Origin of the sequence: Spongiibacter thalassae (genome assembly GCF_012272835.1) — a bacterium.
Taxonomy (GTDB): Bacteria; Pseudomonadota; Gammaproteobacteria; order Pseudomonadales; family Spongiibacteraceae; genus Spongiibacter; species Spongiibacter thalassae.
The window spans coordinates 83,959-105,189 of sequence record NZ_JAAWWK010000001.1 but is presented as its reverse complement, the minus strand read 5'-3'; the positions used below and the strand labels follow the sequence as shown (position 1 = coordinate 105,189).

The 21,231-nt window shown below is 46.4% G+C and carries 12 protein-coding genes and 1 pseudogene; 1 reads left to right on the top strand and 12 read right to left on the bottom strand.

Going from position 1 to position 21,231, the window contains the following annotated elements:
• Positions 1-26: 26 nt before the first annotated feature.
• The 11 genes from HCU74_RS00465 to HCU74_RS00415 all read right to left on the bottom strand — a co-directional run bounded on the left by HCU74_RS00465 (position 27) and on the right by HCU74_RS00415 (position 17,451).
• Positions 27-1,814, bottom strand: coding sequence for an acyl-CoA dehydrogenase family protein (locus HCU74_RS00465; RefSeq protein WP_168448435.1), 1,788 nt, complete (start codon positions 1,812-1,814; stop codon positions 27-29).
• A 51-nt stretch (positions 1,815-1,865) separates the two neighbouring features.
• Entirely contained in the window at positions 1,866-3,431 is a 1,566-nt protein-coding gene (locus HCU74_RS00460; RefSeq protein WP_168448434.1) for a long-chain-fatty-acid--CoA ligase, read from the bottom strand.
• A gap of 173 nt (positions 3,432-3,604) precedes the next feature.
• On the bottom strand, positions 3,605-4,579 hold the full coding sequence (locus HCU74_RS00455; protein ID WP_210425053.1) for an NAD(P)H-dependent flavin oxidoreductase: 975 nt from the start codon (positions 4,577-4,579) through the stop codon (positions 3,605-3,607).
• Positions 4,580-4,995: 416 nt separating this feature from the next.
• Positions 4,996-6,198 carry a CaiB/BaiF CoA transferase family protein gene (locus HCU74_RS00450; protein WP_168448433.1) on the bottom strand — a complete coding sequence of 401 codons (1,203 nt, stop codon included), beginning with the start codon at positions 6,196-6,198 and terminating at the stop codon, positions 4,996-4,998.
• Positions 6,199-6,280: 82 nt separating this feature from the next.
• Positions 6,281-7,702 (bottom strand): coniferyl aldehyde dehydrogenase, encoded by a 1,422-nt coding sequence (locus tag HCU74_RS00445; RefSeq protein WP_168448432.1) that lies wholly within the window; start codon positions 7,700-7,702, stop codon positions 6,281-6,283.
• Between the two features lie 2 nt (positions 7,703-7,704).
• Positions 7,705-9,285 carry a thiolase C-terminal domain-containing protein gene (locus HCU74_RS00440; RefSeq protein WP_168448431.1) on the bottom strand — a complete coding sequence of 527 codons (1,581 nt, stop codon included), beginning with the start codon at positions 9,283-9,285 and terminating at the stop codon, positions 7,705-7,707.
• Between the two features lie 303 nt (positions 9,286-9,588).
• A complete protein-coding gene (locus HCU74_RS00435) occupies positions 9,589-10,680 on the bottom strand; it encodes an oxygenase MpaB family protein (RefSeq protein WP_168448430.1) in 1,092 nt (363 codons plus the stop codon).
• A gap of 137 nt (positions 10,681-10,817) precedes the next feature.
• Positions 10,818-12,107 carry a cytochrome P450 gene (locus tag HCU74_RS00430; RefSeq protein WP_168448429.1) on the bottom strand — a complete coding sequence of 430 codons (1,290 nt, stop codon included), beginning with the start codon at positions 12,105-12,107 and terminating at the stop codon, positions 10,818-10,820.
• Positions 12,108-12,126: 19 nt separating this feature from the next.
• A complete protein-coding gene (locus tag HCU74_RS00425) occupies positions 12,127-13,731 on the bottom strand; it encodes a GMC family oxidoreductase (RefSeq protein ID WP_168448428.1) in 1,605 nt (534 codons plus the stop codon).
• Positions 13,724-15,169, bottom strand: coding sequence for an aldehyde dehydrogenase family protein (locus HCU74_RS00420; RefSeq protein ID WP_168448427.1), 1,446 nt, complete (start codon positions 15,167-15,169; stop codon positions 13,724-13,726). The genes HCU74_RS00425 and HCU74_RS00420 overlap by 8 nt, the downstream gene beginning before the upstream one ends.
• Positions 15,170-15,279: 110 nt before the next feature.
• A complete protein-coding gene (locus HCU74_RS00415) occupies positions 15,280-17,451 on the bottom strand; it encodes a TonB-dependent receptor (protein ID WP_168448426.1) in 2,172 nt (723 codons plus the stop codon).
• A 392-nt stretch (positions 17,452-17,843) separates the two neighbouring features.
• Here HCU74_RS00415 and HCU74_RS00410 point away from each other — a divergent pair.
• A pseudogene (locus HCU74_RS00410) lies at positions 17,844-18,697 on the top strand (IS3 family transposase); the annotation flags it as partial.
• Between the two features lie 215 nt (positions 18,698-18,912).
• Here the strand turns inward: HCU74_RS00410 and HCU74_RS00405 are convergent.
• Complete coding sequence (locus tag HCU74_RS00405) at positions 18,913-21,162, bottom strand: TonB-dependent receptor (RefSeq protein ID WP_168448425.1); 2,250 nt, start codon at positions 21,160-21,162, stop codon at positions 18,913-18,915.
• Positions 21,163-21,231 lie beyond the last annotated feature (69 nt).

Here is a 21,231-nt window from a genome sequence, read left to right as displayed (position 1 = left end):
AATAAAGCTATTATTAAAAAGTCAGCCTAATTCGTATTTACAGACTGCTCGGCCAGCACCGAATTCAGTATAGTATCACTACCAATCCTTATCGCTTCGCGGTGCGCCGCTGAGCGGGGTAGTATATTAGAAAAGCAAAAGCGCGCTGCATTCAGTTTTTGACCCTTCCATATAGTGATGCTGGGAGATGAATGTGCTGCTGAGGCCTTCGCTATACGCAACCATTGGTACGCCAATGTTATATAGCCAGCATACATTAGGTAATCAAACGAGATAGATTCAATATACCCTTTCTTACCTCCCGCCTGGGCGAATATCTCTTTATTTAGCGCTTGCCACTCGGCAACACGTTTTTGCATGGCCTCAGCCAGATAGGCTAATTTCGAAATAGGCTTACACTCATCACTAAATTCCAGAATTTCATTCAAATAACGCTCTAATATAACACCACCGTCTGCAAGCACTTTTCTACCCAACAAATCCAGCCCCTGTATACCATTGGTACCTTCATATATTCGAGTAATTCTCACATCCCGTAACCGCTGTTCAATTCCCCATTCCTGAATATATCCGTGCCCGCCGAAAACCTGAATTCCAATATCACATGCTTCCGACCCCCACTCTGACAAGCACCCTTTCGCGATCGGCGTTAGCAGCGACAACAAGCCTCCGGCATATGAAGCTATGCTCTTATCGCTAGAATGACTTTGATCAACTAGCTTCGCGCAATAATGGGCAAGCACCCGTCCACCTTCGCAAAAAACCTGTTGACTTAGCAGCATTCGCTGAACGTCAGGCTGTTCAGCAATGGGATCAGCATACCGACCCTGAGAAGAAGAGCTGCATGGCGAGTGTCCTTGCAGACGAGCTGAAGCGTATGTACAGGACATCTGGTAAGCACCTTCAGCTTGGGCCAGCCCTTGTACTGCAACACCTAAACGGGACTTGTTGATGAAGGTAAACATGCACGACAAACCGCGATTGGGCGGGCCGAGCAAAAAACCTTCTGCGCCGTCAAAGTTCATTACGCAAGTTGCACTACCCTTTAGGCCCATCTTATGCTCTACAGAGCCACAATAAACTTGGTTTCGCTCCCCAAGGCTTCCATCACCTGCAACCTTATATTTTGGAACTACAAACAACGAAATTCCGCGACTACCTTCAGGTGCTTCAGGCAAACGAGCCAACACCAAATGCACAATATTTTCCGATAGATCATGATCGCCAGAGGAAATAAATATTTTGCTACCATAAATCCGGTAACTGCCATTATCGGCAGGCTCAGCTTTAGTTCGTAACAGCCCAAGATCAGAACCGGCCTGTGCCTCTGTCAAACACATCGTTCCTGTCCATGTTCCACTAATAAGTTTTGGCAAGTAAAGTGATTTTTCGTTGTCGCTACCATAAGCCAACAAAGTTTCACATGCGCCCTCCCCCAAAGCAGAATACATACACCACGCTTGGTTAGCTGACTGCCACAACTCTAAAATTACTGTAGAGAGAGAACTGGGTAATCCTTGCCCCCCGAAGTGTTCCGGCTGCGCGAGTGACGGCCAACCGCCGTCTACGTATTTCTTATAGGCTTCTTTAAAGCCGGATGGGGGAGACACCGATCCATCAACAAATTTCACACCCTCACGATCACCGGTTGCGTTAAGTGGAAAAAGATCTTGCTCAGCAAATTTGGCAGCTTCATTAAGAATAGCGGTTACTACATCCTTGCCCAAATCAAAACTTTCATAATGTGAGTCAAATTGATTAACATCATACATTGAGAATAATATCTCTTCGACAGGGGCTTCGTATACAGACATAATGAGTCTCTTTGAATTGGCACTACAACGACAATTTATTAACAGTTTAGATCACAAAAATTGATCTCGAAGCTCACGCTTCAATATTTTCCCTGAGGGGTTTCGAGGCAATGTTTCAATCCTCTCATAGCGGCGCGGAATCTTGTAGCCCGCAATATGCGCGCGACAGTATTCAATCATCTTCGCCGGGTCCAAGCCTGCATCCGGTGATGCAACACAAATTGCAACCACCGCCTCGCCAAATTTTTCATCCGGTAAGCCGATTACAGCAACATCTATAATATCGGGATGAGACATTAGTACGTTTTCCACTTCGGCGGGGTATACATTTTCGCCGCCAGACACAATCATATCCTTGATTCTATCCTTTATAAAAACATACCCATCTTGATCGATATAGCCACCGTCACCAGAATAATACCAGCCGTCTTCATCCAATACTTCCGCGGTTTTTTCCGGCTGTTTACTATAGCCTTCCATTACATGCGGAGCGCGTACTGCTATTTCACCAATTTCACCCTGAGGTAGCTCCTGGCGACTTAGCGTATCTACAATTTTAATGTCTACAAACAAACCCGCTCTACCGCAAGATCGGAGTAATTCCGGACGACCATTAATAGCTTTCAAGTGATCATCGGCTGTCAGAGCTGTAGCTGACGCTACGGTTTCAGTCATGCCGAAGCCCTGTTGAAAGCAGCAGCCAAAGGCCTTCATGGAACGCTCCAGTACGTCAACCGTAATAGGTGACGCCCCGTAAATAATTTTCTCCAGATGACCAAAGTCATATTGATGCAAATTTGGCACGTATTGCAAAATGGCGTGCAGCATCGCGGGCACTAACATCACATCGGCGATCTTTTCCTTAACCAATTCTTCAACTACTACTTGCGGATTGAAATCCTTTAAAATATGCACTGGTCGGCCCGCGCACAGCGCCATAATACTGCTACATAATGCTCCTGCATGAAATATAGGCGCGACGGCCAAGTGTGGCTTTCCCGCGTCGACTCTAGGTGGAATCCACAGAGAATGAACCACAAACGCGGCGGATTGCTGTTGCGTGACTATTACACCCTTCGGAAAACCCGTCGTGCCAGAAGTATACATTTGATATACAGGGGTATCGGGCTTAGGCTCAAAATCAACAGGTGTCTGGTCTTGCTTCGAAATAAGGCTTGAAAATGATTGCCAACGGCCATTAAGCGATTCGCTATCGTCTAGACGCACAAAAGTTGACAACGACGTTTCATCGGCAATACTTTCAATTTTTTCGGTCAACTCGTCGCTTTCAATAAATATCGCCTTAGACTCCGACTGATTGAGAATGTATTTGAATTCAGCAGGGGCCAGGCGATAGTTAACAGGTACATATACCGCACCAAGCTTCATAGTCGCGTAGAGTATAACGAACTGCTCAATACGATTAAAAGTCAGAACCGCTACCCGGTCTCCGGGACCGATACCCGACTTCGCCAACGCGTTAGCAACGACCAAACTTTGCTCGTTCCACTGAGCATAACTTAGTTGGCGTGAGTCTTGTTTTAATGCGGGCTTCTCCCCGCTAATACGCACGAAATAATCGAGCATTTCAAAAGTAGTGATGGATGACTTTCTCATCGATTAATCTCCGTAAATTGGTATTCTTAAACGCCTTGTATAGATACCGACTTCTGAATCTTTCTACCATATAAAATGGCTATTAGTATTCGTTGAAATTCCCAACATTCACATTTTCGTCGGCTAGCGTAACAGCCGCATGTATTCATTGGACAAACAGGTCTGGACCTGTCTTACAGCATGGCGCGGAGACGGGAAGAAATTGTTTCGTTACAATCTTTAACCATTCTTTGAATTAGCTCTTCGCAACTAGGAATATCTTGAATCAGTCCCATCACCATACCGACAGTCCAAACACCATCGTCAATATCGCCTGCTTCAATACAGCGTTCACGACCGCGCACACCTGCTACAAGTGGCTGCAACTCCGAGAAGTCCGTTTCCCCTTCTCGCGCCTCTATCTTTACCACTTTTTCAGAAATGGAATTTTTGAACACCCGCACCGTATTCTTTAATGTACGGAACATCAGGGTTGTTTGAAGCTCATCGGCATCAACCATGGCTTGCTTCATGTTCTGATGAACCGGCGCCTCTTTCGTCGCTACGAATCTAGACCCCATATTTACGCCTTCGGCGCCTAGCGCCAGAGCAGCAGCCATTTGCTGCCCGTTGGCTATGCCACCAGATGCAACTATGGGAATGCTAAGTTTCGCATATGCCGCAGGCAATAGAACCAAGTTGGTCACATCGTCTTCTCCCGGGTGTCCCGCACATTCGAAACCATCTACACTTACAGCGTCACACCCTATCCGCTCCGCTTTTAACGCGTGACGTACAGATGTACATTTATGAATCACCTTGACCCCATTTTTCTTGAAATAGGGCATATATTTTTCCGGACTGCGACCTGCGGTTTCTATTACCTTTATACCGCTTTCTACCGCCGCCTGCGCGTACTCATCATAAGGAGGAGGATTTATTGACGGCAATAGCGTGATGTTCACCCCAAACGGCTTGTCAGTCATTTCGCGGCAGCGAACGATCTCTTGTCGTAAAGCGTCAGGTGTAGGCTGAGTTAACGCCGTTAAAATCCCTAGCCCACCGGCATTTGAAACTGCCGCGGCCAGTTCCGCTCGACCGACCCACATCATCCCACCTTGTATAATCGGATACTTTATTCCCAACATTTCAGTAATGCGAGTCTTCAAAATTAAACCTCTTCTAATCTCTATCTAAACAATAATTGCCTACCCATTCATCCTATTTTTTACATAAATTTCATAACGGGCGTTGCAGCAGGCAATTAAGTTTCTTACTGGAAGGAAAACATTATTTCCCACTTAATCAATACCTCAAAAATTCCTTGAATTAATGGGCGTATGCTTAGAACCTAGAAGGTCATGACTGATGATAATTTTTATAACCTCGGATGAGCACGCATAAATAGGAGCAATCATGGCATCGGTAAGTTGACGAGAAATTTCCGAAAGGCGGCACGCAACAATTACACCAAATGCAGTGTGAATAACTGTACTGTATCGCCTGACGCATTTAACAATGTCCGCATTCAAATTCGCTTATAACTGTCGCATCAAGTCACACTACCCTCGTGTTCTCCCTGTATTTATTTACCCTGTATTTCAGAAATTTCCTCGTGTGAATACCCAAGTCCCCCTAATATTTCTTCATTATGTTCGCCCAAACTAGGAGCATCATTGCGAGTTGATGCAGGAGTTACGCTAAACTTGACCGGGTGCCGAATATTCAAGTACTCACCAATGACTGGGTGATTTCTCTTTTGAAAGAACGAGACCTCTTGCAAGTGCTTGTCATCCAACACCTCCTCCATTCGGTTTACTCTCATACACGGCAGTCCTGCTTCGTCCATTAGCTCGACCCATTCATCCGTGGTTTTTGTCTTAGTAATATCTTCTACCATTCCATATAATATACCTGTATTCTTCGTCCGCTTTTCAAACGAATTAAAGCGTTCGTCCTCCAGAATATTATCTATGCCGCCAAAATCCATAATTATTTGCCAATGTTCTGGCGCGTAGGGAACTATAGATATGTACCCGTCCAATGTCTTAAAAGGACGACGATTTGGGTCGATAGAGCGATCGTAGGCGATATTACCCCGAGGCGGCACAAATGAATGGTCATAGAGATTTTCGATCATATGGAAAGAAGTGAAGGTTTCAAACATTGGCACTTCGATAAACTGTCCTTCACCGGTTCGTTGCTTATGAAAAAGACCCGCCATTGTCGCGTAAGCCGCATGCAGACCTGCCGTTTTATCCGCGATCAAAGAAGGTACATAACGAGGTGCGTCGTTGCCGTCCACTCTGGGTAAGAGATCGGAAAACCCTGACGCTGCCTGAACCACATCGTCATACGCGAGTTTCCCCCCATAAGCTCCTTCAGTGCCAAAGCCTGTACAGTGGACATAGACAACTCCAGGATTTATTGCTTTAACCTGTTCATAACCAAGCCCGAGCCTTTCCAACCCTGCCATTCTTACATTGGTATAGAAAACGTCGGCGCCTTCAATAAGTTTTTTCATCGCCGCAAGCGCACTTGGCCTTTTAAGTTCAAGCGTGATAGATTTTTTGTTTCTATTCAGCGCAAGGTAAAGCGGCCCCATTCCAGGAACAGGAGAATTCCCTGGCAATCGCATATTATCTCCCCGACCACCTTCGACTTTTATCACTTCTGCACCAAGGTCGCCTAATATTTGACTGCCGTAGGGCCCAAACACGACCGTGCTTAAGTCGACGACCTTTACACCATTTAGTGCACCCTTTGCACTTCCGCTGATCCCTTCCATTCTCGCTCGCTTTATCGGTTATAGTTTCATTAACTGCAGGTATTGATATAACACCCCGCCCATCAATTGATATTGTTTAGCACTAGGCTTTTATTTTCTCCTTAACATAAGCTCTCAGCTTGGGAGAAAATGGCGGCCTGATCATTTTAAGGGGGTCTAGATTTGACTGATGATATACAGCTCTTCCATGACTGAAATTTTTGAAACCGTCGAAACCATGGTAAACGCCCATTCCACTTTTACCCATGCCGCCAAATGGAAGATTTTCTTGAAGACAGTGTGCCAGTAAGTCATTAACAACCATTCCGCCCGAACGGGTTTCGAGCGTAAGCGACTTAATTTCCTGTTTATTATTACCAAAATAGTACAACGCCAAGGGACTTTCCCCCTGATTTATCGTATCAACGATCTTCGCCAGCTCGTCGAATGGCTTTACTAAAAGAGGACCACCGAAGATCTCCTCTTGGCAAATTCGGGAATTCGGATCGGCATTTAACACTATACTGGGAGGTACACGACGGTTATTACTATTGCCCAGCCGGATTACTGTGGCGCCTTTTTCTTCCGCATCGGTGACCAATTCAACCAACCTGTCTGCGTGCCGTTGACTGATTATGTGAATATAGTCCTCGTTCTTGTCAATGTCTGGATACATAGCTTCAACGGCGCTTTTGCAGTGCTCTACAAATTCATCAATGCGCTCGTTTGCAACATAAACCGTATCTGGGCACAGGCAAATTTGGCCACCGTTCATTGTCTTAGCCCACATTATTTTATCTGCTGCAAGCTTTAGGTCAGCGCTCCTCGATACGATTACCGGGTTTTTCCCACCCAATTCCAATGTCATCGGCACTAAATTAGGCGCGGCGATACTTGCAACCTGACGACCGACCTGAGTCGAACCAGTAAATAGCAAGTGATCAAAAGGCAATCCCGCGAAGGCCTTGGAAACGTCAACTCCACCTTGGATGACAGCAAACTCATCCTCATTAAAGTTTTCTGAAACAAGCTCAGCCATTAAATTCGACGTTTCCGGTGACAGCTCGGAAGGCTTTAACATACCCCTATTCCCTGCGGCGAATACCTCGGCAAAAGGCATTAGCGATAGCTGTATCGGGAAGTTCCATGGCGCAATATTACCAACGACGCCGAGCGGGATATATTCCACGGTCGATTTTGCACCAAGCAGTCCTAATGGAAAATTACTTTTCCGCTTTTCAGTTTTCATCCACTGGCTAACGTGTTTCTTTGCATGCTTATACGCCTGCAGCACAGGTAATATATCCAGCGCTTGGGTTGAAATGCTTGACCGATTTTCGAAGTCGGCATTAACAGCGTCACAAATCTTCTTTTCATTGCGCACAGTTAAATCCAGCACTCGACTCAATCTGTCCTGTCGCACACTTACCGAAGGATAGGGGTCTTTCAAATGCGCTGTTTTTTGGGCCCGAAGGATGTAATCCAGCTTTACGGTGATATCGATATCAGTATTTTGTTGAGTCATAACTATCTCGAAAGTTTAAATACATTTATATTATCGCGATGTTCAACGTTAACTTTTCTTCCTATAAATTCAGAAGCCTCGACAGCTTTCAGAGTTTCTACATCGTCTTTTTGAACAACCGCAAGGAATCGACGGTCTCCACCCATGCAGCGGCCAATGATGAAAGCACTGGCAGGCTGTCCTTTTTTGTAAACCAGAGAATAGCTTTCTACATGTCCGACGCCTTCATACATAGCCACAACGTCTGTGTCACCAGGAACGACATCAGGTTCTATTTTGGCGCTACTATATAAGGTATTGACGTTCGGCAGAGGCGGTGTTGTGGAATATATCCCAACTGACTGTTTTGATAGATAGCCACCATTAGCTGATACCAAGCCATATTGACCAGGCGATTTTCTAAGGCGGGATGTCATTTCGGCCACCGCGTGCAAACTGTAGTTATTACCAGCACCACCAAAGTACGGCAAACCACCTGTAACTGTTAATTCCTTAGTGCTATCGATCTCTAACCCCAGTGCTTCGCATACGGTAATTACCGCTATAGGAAAACAGCTATAAATATCGAGCAAATCGATATCATTGACACATTTTCCCGCAGAGGCCAGCGCTTCGCCAACAGCCCGGACTACTGCTTCGGAAGCAGCTAAATCCCGCCGTCCGGAGACCCAGCTATCGTCGGCGTCACCTTGCCCGTGGAGATACACCCACTGGCTATTTGGTATACCGAGCTCTTCCGCGATTCCCACAGAAGTCATGACCACTGCTGCCCCCTGGCTCACAGCGTCTTGAGCAATTAGCCATTTGTTGTAGGGAATATTAATGGGGTAATTATCATCTGAGTCTGTCGCCAGAAACTCCTCGCTACGTGCGTAAGGAAACTGAGAATAAGGATTATTCGAGGCCACAGCGCTAAATCGGGCGAATAGCTTCGCCATTACACACTTATGCTCTGCTACCGAAAGCCCGTGCCGGTGTCGCCACGCGTTTTCAAAGAGCGCATATACCTGAGGAGGAAAGGTAATGCCATGAGCCCGCTCTAGCGGGTTTTGCAACGGCCTATAGCCTCGGTCTTCGATATCACCCGAGATATTTTCTGACCAGTCCAGCGCCCAGTTCCGGCGCAAGGCCGTTTTCATCGCGTGGGTAGCTTCAGCCCCGCAAATAATTGCCGCTTTGGCTTTCCCTCCACGAATTGACTGGGCCAGCTCGTTTACAAACCGCTGAGGACTCTGCCCTCCCTCTGCCCCATAAATCAACCTTTCCGGACGCGCGCCAATGCGCTGAGCAACAGAAAGCGGTGGTTTGTTACATGAACCAAACGGATGCGTAAAGACGCCCGCCGAATCCATGAACAAACGCACCATAGCCAAAGTATCAATGTGATGGATCAGCTCACCACAAAAGGTATCGCGCAGCGCTAACTGCGCTGCTTCTGCTGCAAGCTCTACAGGGGATTTCGCCGAATCCGACGCGTCGATGTCTCTTTGAACAACTTGACCGGACCCAACCAAGATCGGCGTAGTATTCATATATTTTGCTTGCTCCCATACAGGCAATTGATACAGGTTGAATGGCGCCAATATCTACTCACGTTCACGCGAATTTATTAATTTTTATATTAGAATTTCCGCGGCAAAAAAGCATACATGCGGCAGACTTGCCCAACATTGTGCCGCACAATAAATCAAATATCAACTTTTTTTACATTATTGCATTACCTATAGAAGTATTTATGACGCAATATCGCTATCGAGCGTTTAGTTAGAGACAGGATATATACTTCGCACGGCCTACCGAGCACCGAAACTGTATATGCCTCACTACCTCTCTGTTGGGACAGAAAGCTCCTTAGCTGTAGCCTATACCCCGCAGACCGCCTAATATTAGCCTCCGAGCCTGTATTTAGCCGGAGTTCCCGGCCAATTCATGACAAGATCAGGCAGTTTAATGAAAAAGTCCTTGGGATTCGGCACAACAAAGTCCTTCTCTAACTGCGCCAGATTCCCTCGGCTTTCAACTTCTAACGCGCTCAGGAAAATGCCTCCAGCCTTCGCACCCACGAAACTCGCAAAAGACTCAATGCCTTTTTTGCTCCCCATTAGTTTCCCAAAAAGGCGGAAAGAAGCGTTTACCGCGCCCCTTGACCGGAGTTTAGGACTACGATTAATCCCTATCAGCAACCTTTCTTCCGGAACCATGAGCGCTAGCGCCATATCAGAGAAGACCCGAAGGACCCACATAACAATCGTTCGCTTATACCACGGTAACTCCCCTACCAAACTACCGCTTGGAAAGTCCGCATCTACAAAAACTGCATTTATATTCCGACTCGCCAAGCCTGCAGCCCAATGTATACGTGCTTCTGCCAGATAAGAAAGTAAACCGTTGTAAGACGACGGCACATGGTCTGGGTTAACACCTATAACGGCACCGAGCACTTTTTGTTCAACAACAAATTGATCACGCTGCTCATCACTAAGGGCCCCATAGAGCGCTTCATAAGCGACTAAAAATCCAAAAGTTTGAACTGCTAAAGTCAAGGCTAACTCGTACTCAGAGTTAGCTTGAAAGGGCTTCTGGGTAATGGGCTCTATACCCTTTATCATCGTGTGACTTTTTATTACGTATTTACTAACTTTCACGGCATCACGTTTACTACCGAACCCCGCCATATACGCGAATACCGCAATACGACGAAACCTACCCAGCGGGTCGGTGAGATAAGATGTATCAAGTTCTGCCGCAGATGCGAAGGGCGGATGCAACGGAATCAACATCGAAGTACGCAGCATACCGATAAAGAAAACTGCAGGGTTACGTAGCACTTTCCACGTGACTGATCCGGGCCCCAAGGCCCAATCCGCATTACCCGAATCATTTGCCTCAGCGCCAAACTTCTGCTCGGCTCTTTGGCGTACATCGCCCGACTTTCCGCCCACTGGACAACGTCCCGCCTCTTGATAACTACCACTCATAAAATAGATTCCTTCGAGATCACTCTACGTAGAGACAATGAAACCACTTCCGTGCAAACCACTCGAGATTAATAGCATCCATAAGAGTGGCTATTTTGAGCGTCACAGCGTGGTGAAATCATCTAGATTCCGTTACGCTATTTGGACTTAATGCGATAAGTAATCGGGAGAGATTTCAATCCTCCAATAAATGAATTCGACGCCCATTTAGGCTCTCCTGCCAATTCTATAGTGTCTATTCGCTTGAATATTTCTTCAAAAAGCATACCGATCTCCATACGAGCCAAGTGCTGACCCAGACACACGTGTATGCCATATCCGAAAGCCATGTGCCAATTACGACGCCGATCAATCTGGAATTTTTCTGGATCTTCAAAAAGACTTTCATCAGCATTCGCCGATGGATGGAACACCACAACGGACTCACCTTTTCTGATAAGAGTACCGTTTAAATTAAAATCTGAGTTAGCAGTCCGGCAGAAATGCCTGACCGGCGATGCGTACCGAATAGTTTCGTTGACAAAATATTCAGAGTAGACACTATTGGATTTTAGCTTTTCAAGCTCACCAGGATTCTCAATTAATGACAACATACCGGTTGATGTAGAGGAACTAGTTGTATCATGGCCAGCTGTAGCCACTATTACGTAATACGACATTAGCTCCAACGTAGGCATCAACTTATCGTCTATTCTGGCGTTAGCGAGCAACGTGCATAGATCATCGCGGGGATTTTCTTGCCTATCTTTAGTTATTGCGGAAAAATAGGCGAAGAAATCGTTTAATGTAGCCTGTGCTGATTTAGCCTCACTGGCATCTCCCTTGGCATTATCCCGGCTTAAATCTTCATCCTCAAAGCCGAATAGCTCCATTGTCCATTTGAGCATCCGCTCTTCATCTTCCCGCGGCACTCCCATGACACTCATAATTACTCTAAGGGGATACCAAAGTGCTATATCACTTACAAAATCGCACTCCCCGCCAAGTGCGACCATTTTTTCAGCGAATTCTTCAGCAATTTTCCGCACGTCGCTGGCAAGTTCAGCCACCGACTTTTTGGAGAACCAGTCCTTAGTGACGTTGCGATACACACTGTGATCCGGCTCATCCATATCGGTCAGCGTGCGCAGAGCGAGACCATATTTATTACCGGAACGTTCTATCATCCCCTGTTCGGTTGGGATGTTGAAAAGCTGGCGACGCGGGGCATTTAAGAAAACATCGCTTCTACGAAGCACTTCTTTCATATCAGCGTATTTGGTTACTGCCCAAAAAGGGCGATAGTTATCTGGCTCAAGCCAGCAAATAGGCGCTTCCTTTCGCATCCGCCTGAACGTCGAGTGCATAAGACCTGGATCGGCGTAGAAACCTGCCTCTACCACTCGATTGAATATTTGCTTTTGTTCGCTATTCAGCTGAATACTCATAATAATTCCTCGTTCTAATTTATTGTGCACCAGCGCTTAAAATCATGTCCGCGCATTTTTCGCCGATCATTATTGCAGCTGCGTTGGTATTCCCACCCACTATTGTCGGCATGATAGAAGCGTCGGCTACTCTAAGATTTTTAATGCCATGAACTCTAAGCTCCGGATCAACAACGGAGTCTTTATCACTTCCCATTTTACAAGTACCAACTGGGTGATATACCGTGTTCGCGTGGTTTCTTATAACCTCTACCATTTCCTCGTCCGACATATCGTCTTTAAAGAAATAGTCCCGGAGCGTAAACGTGGAAAAGTATTGGTGTCGCAATATTTTCTGCCCAAGCTTAACCCCACGTAAAAGCGTCTCCATATCCTCGTTATTATCAAATAGATTCAAATCTATTAGAGGTTCTGAAAGCGGATTGCTATCCTTCAATCCGACCGTCCCCTTGGACTCAGGTCGCAAAACACACACGTGTAGACTCAGACCATGGCCAGGAAGCATTACGCGGCCGTGATCAACCCCGGCCGCGGGCATATAGTGCATCTGTATATCCGGGCGATCCTTCTCCGGCGTTGTTTTAAAAAAGCCACCCGACTCGTATAAAACAGAGGCAATCTTGCCTTTTCGGTGGAACAAGTACTCCAGAGCAGTTCTTATCGCCGGCATTAATTTACGGTTTGACTCGCCCCAGAAACTGGTATCATCAGTTTTGTAAACCAAACCAAAATCGACATGTTCCTGCAGGTTTTTACCGACGCCAGGGATATTCACTACTACCGGAATGGAATGCCTGCCTAATTCGCCCGCCTCACCCACACCCGAAAGCATTAATAGCTGTGGTGACTGGTACGCGCCAGCCGAAATAATAATTTCCTTTTTAGCTTTAACAATCTCCTTTTTCCCCTTTCGAATGATTTCAACAGCCACCGCAGTTTTCCCATCAAACACGATTTTTGTTGCCAGTGATTTAACCAGAATGTCTAAATTAGGACGATTGCGGTTCGGCTCAATAAATGCATAAGAAGTACTGCAGCGCATACGCTCCTTTTGTGTCAGCTGATACCAACCTGCACCCTCTTGCTTCGCACCGTTAAAATCGTCTGTCTTACCTAATCCAAGATCGCTACACGCTTCAATAAATAAACTGTGAGAGTGGTGCTCATATCCTCTTTCACTGACCTTGAGTGGCCCACCTGTTCCGTGATATTCATCAGCTCCACGGACATTGTCTTCCGATTTTTTGAAGTAAGGGAGCACATCCCTGTATGACCAGCCTTCATTACCCAATGCAGCCCAATCGTTAAAGTCTTTAGCGTGACCACGAACATACAACATGCCGTTTATCGCCGAGCTTCCCCCAAGCCCCTTCCCTCTGGGCTGATAGTTCACCCGGCCATTTAATCCTGGCTGCTCCACTGTCTCAAAACCCCAGTTTGCTTTGCCCTTTTTTGGTACGTTAAGCAAAACGGAAGTAAGCGGCTCCTTCATAAATCGAGTTCGGTTATTGCCGCCTGCCTCTATCAAGCAAACACGCACGTGGGGATTTTCGCTAAGACGACTTGCAACGACACAACCCGCAGACCCGCCGCCAACCACAACGTAGTCATATAGATCAGTCATGACTTCCCCCCAATACACCCTGAACCATGGCAGCGACGTGCGCCTTAATTTGTTCACTGTGCGGAGGCAACATAGGCGCTAGGAAATCCTGCTTGCATTGCGTATAAACAGCACGGGCGTGAGAAAACGTTCTGAATCCCTCTATGCCGTGATAATTACCCATACCACTTCGCCCAATACCACCAAATGGCAAATCCTCTACATTGTAGTGCGCAGCTAGAGTATTGAAGCAGAGCCCGCCGGATTGCGTTTGATAGCGAAGTTTGTCCATTTCCAGTTGATCATCCCCGAAATAATACAGGGCCAGTGGCTCGCGTAAATTTTCATCACTATTCAACCGCGTTATCACGTCATCATAATTTGAATACGGAAACACAGAGATAATTGGGCCGAAGACTTCTTCTTTCATCAACCGGGTATCGCTTGCTGGCGATTTAACGATAACTGGAGGGAAACGTCTTGCTAAAGGCACCTGCTCGGGATCGAAAAGATAAACCACTTCACCGGCTTGCTTTTCCTCGACTTCGGCTAGTAATCCTTTCAAGCGATCCACTTGGCGATCACTTATAATTTGACCATAGTCTGGATCACTCTGCATTTGAGGGAAGAAAGTATTCGCAATTTCGGTGCATTTGGCGATTAACTCATCTTCCATTACTTCCGGTACGAATAAAACATCCGGCCCAAGGCATATTTGACCGCCATTAACCATACGGATCATCATGATCTTTTTTACTATGTCACTGATGTCAGCCGTTTTTGACACAATGATTGAGTTTTTGCCGCCCAACTCCAATGTACAGGGCACCAGATTTTCCGCTGCGGCCATCGCTACTTTGCGCCCCACCGCCGACGAACCCGTAAACATCAGGTGGTTAAATGGCGCCGCTGAAAATTCCGCCGCCACATCGGCCCCACCCAGTACTACAGCAAGCTCAGTTGTATCGAAATTCGCCTCTATCATTTCTTGAATTAGTAGAGATGTACGTTCGGTGACTTCAGAAGGCTTGAGCACGATTCTGTTGCCCGCAGCAAATATTGCCCCCATAACTCCGAAACTGAGATTAATCGGCAAATTCCACGGTGAGATTACTCCGACTGATCCTAACGGCATGTACTGAACCTCGGAAACAGCACCAGCAGGCCCCGCAGGTGGTGGCGTCACTCGAATATCAGGTTTCGACCATTCTTCTATATTTTCTAACGCATATTTCAGGGTAGAAATCGTGCCCAAAATCTCCGCCATTCGCGTGGTAATTTCCGGTCGATTGCCAAAATCTGCCATAAGACAATCACATATCTTTTTATCATTTTCCGCGAGCATTTTTATCAATCGACGAATACGATCTGATCTAACTTCAATCGACGGAAATGGATCATTTTTATGCGCTTCGCGCTGGGCATCTACGAGCGTCTTAATATCAATTTTCGTTGTCATTTTTATCACCTAAGTAACTAAAATTGAGTCAAGGATAGCGAAAATACAATACCAAAATCGTCTATTCGCCAACTCATTCGTATAAGTAAAGCTTAAATTACTAGCTCGTTCTAAAATCTATAACTGACTTCAACACCATATGAATTAGGCTGCCCTGCAGGACCATAGATTCGACCAGTACTGTCACCCGCAGAGTAGAGATAATATTCAGTGTTAGTAATATTTTTACTAAAAATATTGATCGCCAATTTTTCATCGGCATTCATGATACTGAGATAGCTATTGACTAATGCATAGGACTCCTGACCGTCCTCTGGGCCGCCGTAGGGTCGATAAACAAGGTCATCACTAAGGAAATATTCCACTCGGAATCGCCAATACGACAAAAGCTCGACATCCATCTCCCAACTGTATTCCAGCCCGGTATTAACCGTATACTTTGGCGCGCGAGACAGCTGAACACCTGAAAGATCCTGTTCACCATTTTCAGGATTTGAGCTATCCGTGTCGAAAAACTCCTTGTAATAGGCATCCAGGTACGACCCAGATACTGTCAACATTAACGGCTCAAGCAGCTGTGCCTGCAACTCCAGCTCTGCACCCTGGATCTTGGCTTCGGGAGCGTTGATAATGCTTGCTGCAATACCTTCTATTTTTAGTACTTGAAAATTTGAGTAGCTGCTATCAAATATCGACAGATTGGCAATTAACCTACGGTCAAACCAGCTCGACTTCATACCCAATTCATAAGACTCTACTTCTTCGGGCTCATAAGTATCGCCGCAAGACGAAAAGTTACTGCCGCCGGATTTGTATCCGAGCGTATATTGTCCGTAAACCATATAGTCATCGCCAACGTCCCACTGAACTCCGTATTTTGGGGTGTACTTTCGTCCGCTTTCAATTGACAATGGCGCCTGTTCACAGGACTTCGGTAGTGCGGAGTCGGCGGGGATCAGCGATAAAGGTATTAGCTCTAGCGGCACTCCCCCCAATGCGTATTTATTGGTCTGGTCTGCCTCTTTCTTATCTTCCAGCGCGCGAAAGCCTACCAAAACGCGTATCGTATCCGTCAGTGAATATGCCATATCAGTGAATAATGCGACCGACTCAGCTGTTTCATCTGCGGTGAGCAAAGCCTCCAGTCCGGCGCCGCCAAATGCCTTCGGAATAGAAACCTGCAGCAGTGGAGTGTAGTCCTCCTCGAAGAAATACCCGCCAATCAACCAATCGAGGCGCTCAGTGGCCCCAGATAGCGTTAATTCGTGGCTCAAAGAGTCCGACGTAGCACCGAATCCATCTGGAGCAAAGTTATAAATATCATCTGAGGTGAAGTCGGCATCGTAAACGTATTTATACTCGTGAGTCTGGTACCCCGAGACCAACTTCAAGGTGCCAAAGTCCATTTCGTAAGCGATTGTTATATCTACATTGACCGTACTTCTATCACCGACGGGATTATAGTTTAGGCGTCTTTCCCAGGGCTCACCGTCAACATACTGGTCTTCCGAGGTAGTCTGCGCAGGGTTAAAGAACAATCCTGTAGTTTCTTTCTGCGGATCTGGTGCGACACGAATTACATCTCGAGGCGTAAGTCCGCCACCTTCATCGTCACGGTAAATCGCACCCAACTCGAAGCTCAGCAAGTCTGTAGCCAACCACGTGAGAGCAACGCGGCCGCCATATCCCTCCACATCGTCAGAAGTACCCCCTCGCTCCAACTCTTTTACATAGCCATCACTCTGATTCCACTCGAGCATCGTTCGGCCTAAAAGAACATCCTTAATCAAAGGACCCGACACAACGCCCGACATACTTTGGGTACCATAGTTAGACAACCCCGCCCTAACAGAGCCCTCCGACTCGCTTGAGGGCCTATTAAGGATAAAATTAACTACACCGCCGGTCGAATTTCGGCCATATAACGTACCCTGCGGCCCCCGCAGCACTTCGACTCGCGCGAGATCATTCAACCCTAACGGCCCGGTACTCGGGCGCGGTTGATAGACTCCGTTCACATGAACAGCCACTCCGGGCTCGACAGCACCGGAATCAACATTCATACCTACACCGCGAATACTTACCAAGGTTGATCCGCCGCTTTCGCTCACAGAAAGCCCCGGAACCTGCGTAGCCATATCCGTAATACTACCCACCTGACGGTATTTCATTTCGTCCCCAGAAACGGCGCTTACAGACATCGGCGCATCCTGAAGACCAGATTCTCTTTTCGAAGCGGTAACTATAACCTCTTCGATCTGAGCCACAGATACCGAAGGCATATACAAACTCGCCAGACCAAAACAAATTGACGCACTAATCACCCTGGATGAACGACGTGTGACAACCCCTACGCCGTTACAATCTAATATTCTTATAAACACATATGCCTCCGCAGCTTTAGATCACGCCTTTATCTGAGCCCATTCGAGCACACCCAATATAGCGCCCCCTCGCGACGAAAACAACTTTTTTGTGCGTTTATTCGACTTTTATGCTCTTATAGTCACTAATATAACCATTCACCATGCCATTATGAACCCACAATCGCCCGATGGCGCGATATTCCGATGGATTTTCCTCAAAAGAGCCCCAAAAAAGGCAACCAGAAGCGAACAGCCTCGATGATCGACACCTAAAATACCTGCACCAGGGTAGGTATAAGTGAGACCTTGTCAACGAAGCCAAACGGCTACGAGAGCTGGAAAGCGAGAACAACAAGCTAAAACGGCTGTTGGCAGAGAAGCTCCTCGAAGTTGAAGCGATGAAGGATGTGTTGTCAAAAAAGTGGTGAAGTCCGCCGGTCGCAAGCAGATAGCCAGGCATATGATCTCAGAGCATCGTATCAGTGAGCGATCGGCTTGCCGGTTAGTGGGCATCAGTCGCACAGCCTATGGCTATTTGTTGCTGCATGGCCTTCTTAAGGCCGAAGGGTTGGTTATTAATAGAAAGCGTACTTATCGGATTTACACCGAAGAAGGGCTGCAAGTGCGCACCAAGAAGCGAAGGAAACTACAGCGTCCACGTCAGCCAATGGAAGTGCCTTTAGGTATCAATCAACGATGGTCGATGGACTTTGTGTCAGATCAATTGAGCAATGGGCGGCGCTTTCGGGTACTGAATATTGTTGATGATTATTCCCGGGAGATGGTTGGGCGGCTGGTTTCCGTATCGATTAGTGGTCGGCAAGTCGCTCGCTTTCTTGGTCAGCTAATCGAGACTCGCGGCAAACCGAATACGATTATCTGCGACAACGGCACCGAATTTACCAGCAAGGCCATGTTCTTCTGGAGTCAGGAATCAGGCGTAAAGCTTGGATTCATACAGCCGGGAAAACCGACACAGAATGCTTTCGTTGAAAGCTTGAATGGAAAATTCAGAAACGAATGCTTGAACCGTCACTGGTTTAGATCAATGGAAGAAGCCAAGGCAGAGATCAAGCAGTGGAGGCACCACTACAACCATGTGCGCCCCCACAGCTCTCTGGACTATTTGCCACCTGTTGCATTTGCTGAACAGGCGGCATAATTTTTTGGGTAATCTCATCGGGGTTGTGGTACTAACTCTGGGGAAAGGTCACTTTCTCTGACTACACGATGTTTAATAGAAATCCTAAAGAGCAAAAAACCTCCAACAAGCTTACTATCGATAATGTCTTACTACAGAGAAAAACTCGAAATGACCTCTACAGTTATAGCGAAGGTTAAACCTTCGCTATAACTCCCAAGCCCCCCTTTCAGTCATCAAAATTTAACACTCATTTCAATTCCCCATGTTCTCGGTAGCGAATAGTGCCCGTCGAGTCCATCTGCCAATTTAATAACACTTTCCAAGTATTCTTCATCGGTTATATTTTTAACAAATGCACCTATATGATATCGCGATTGCGCACCATATATAGAAGCATATGCATTATATACTGCATAACTTTCTTGTTTATCATTATCCGTATTTGATGGCCGGAAATATACGTCATCTGACCAATATGCTTCAGCTCTTAAACGAAGCTCTTCAATATTATAGAAACTGAGCGGAAGCGTATAATCCAAGCCGCCAAACGCCGTATACTCCGGTGACCGGCTCAGTCGATTTCCTGCGTAATCGGAGCCGTCTGAATCAACGAAATTACCGTATGTCGCATCTAGCCAAGAAGCGGAAAAATCAATTGCGATATTTTCTGTGACCGCAAACTTAGACTCAATTTCAATTCCGTTTATTGTAGAGTCAGCTGCGTTTTCTACATAACCGACAAAATCCCTTATAAGCAGCACTTGGAGATTAGTGTAATCGTAGGTAAATGCGGCGATTGCAACAAATAGCCGGTCGTCAATCAACTTACTTTTTAACCCAGCCTCATAAGCGACAACCTCTTCTGGCTCGAAAGCTTCGCAGCCAGACTGATTGTATCCACCAGATTTGAATCCTTGCTGATACTGCGCATATAGCATAGAACCATGCGTAATATTATTCTCAAATACGAGCTTTGGCGAAACGTCATAAAATGAAATCTCAGAATCCAAATCATCACATAGCGTCAATGCACCATCGAAATTAATCACCGACTGATTTCCCTTTTTCTTTTCTTCACTATAGCGTATTCCAGCCTTAACACGCGTCTGCTCGGAAAAATGAACCGTAGCATCTGAGAAAAATCCGAGGACATCTACTTGCTCAATCAGCCTATTATACGCTAACGAGTTAAATGCAGGTACGGCAAGAAATGCCGCGTTAGCGGGATCAGAAGACCACGTAGCGAAGTCTGCTACGAATGCGGGATCCGAAAGTAAATCATTTGGGTTCTCGACACCGTACTCTCCTGCACCCATCGCAAATGCGAGAGCTGGACCACCTTTGTATTCGCCTGTCACTACATCTGTCAGCGCATAGCTTTCTTCGTGAAAGGCATACGCACCTGCAATCCAATCAACGAAATCGTCGTAGCTACCGCTAAAGTTTAATTCCTGCGAAAATGCCTCAGAATTTTCGTCTCGGCTACTGACTAAATAATCCAGCGCCGTTGCTTCACCATCTATCAGATCAAGGCGCTCAAACTTACTATAACCCGTTATCGATCGTAGCGTGAAATTATCCTTTACCCAGTCCAAGCTAAGCGAGGCAACTTGCATATCGATATCCGAACTTGGGTCGACATTGTTACGTACATGATTTGGTCTGGAATCGTACCCCACGCCCTGTATAGAAGCAAAGCCACCGGGAACGACTTTTTCAAAAGTTGGACCATGCCAATTTTGATTTATAAGCAAGTAAGACAAGTCAGATGTTAAAGTTTCTGTCAAATCGTAACTCAAGCTTCCCTTTATTGTCGTTGCTTCTACTCCACCTTCTGATTCACCGGTAAAACCGTTTTTTATATGCCCATCGCCATCTTCATATTCAACAAATACTCTTCCCCGAAATTTATCACTAAACGGACCGGACAAATACCCTCGGCCACTAACACCGCCAAAAGACGCGACACCCGCACTGATCTCGCCTTCAAATTCCTGGGTAGGCTTATTCGTTATAAAATTTATCACCCCTCCGGTCGCATTTCGGCCGTAAAGCGTGCCTTGAGGACCACGCAATACTTCTACTGCGGCTAGATCAGACAAGCCTAGTGCAGCACCATTGGCTCGACCTAAATATACTCCATCGATGTGTACCGCTACAGCCGGTTCCGCAAACCCCGTTTCGACGTTTAAACCTATGCCACGAATAGTTATTTGCGACGCGCCAGCGACGTTGCCATACTGTAAATTGGGCACCGATTGTGAAATGTCTGACGCATTCGAAATATCACGAAATCCTAGATCTTCACCACCCACTACGGATATTGAAGCACTCAGGTCTGAAAGTCCTTGTTCGCGTTTTTGTGCAGTTACTATAACCTCTTCCAGGGCAAGTCCAGCGCCATAGACTCCCTGTATCCCCAACGCTATAACTGCAACAAATGCAGAGGCCGGACATGTTCTCGACATAATACTACTTCTCATACTATTTCCTTCCTTGCTACTAATTAATAATTTGAATACCGCACGAAAGCAAAACAACATCTATTTATC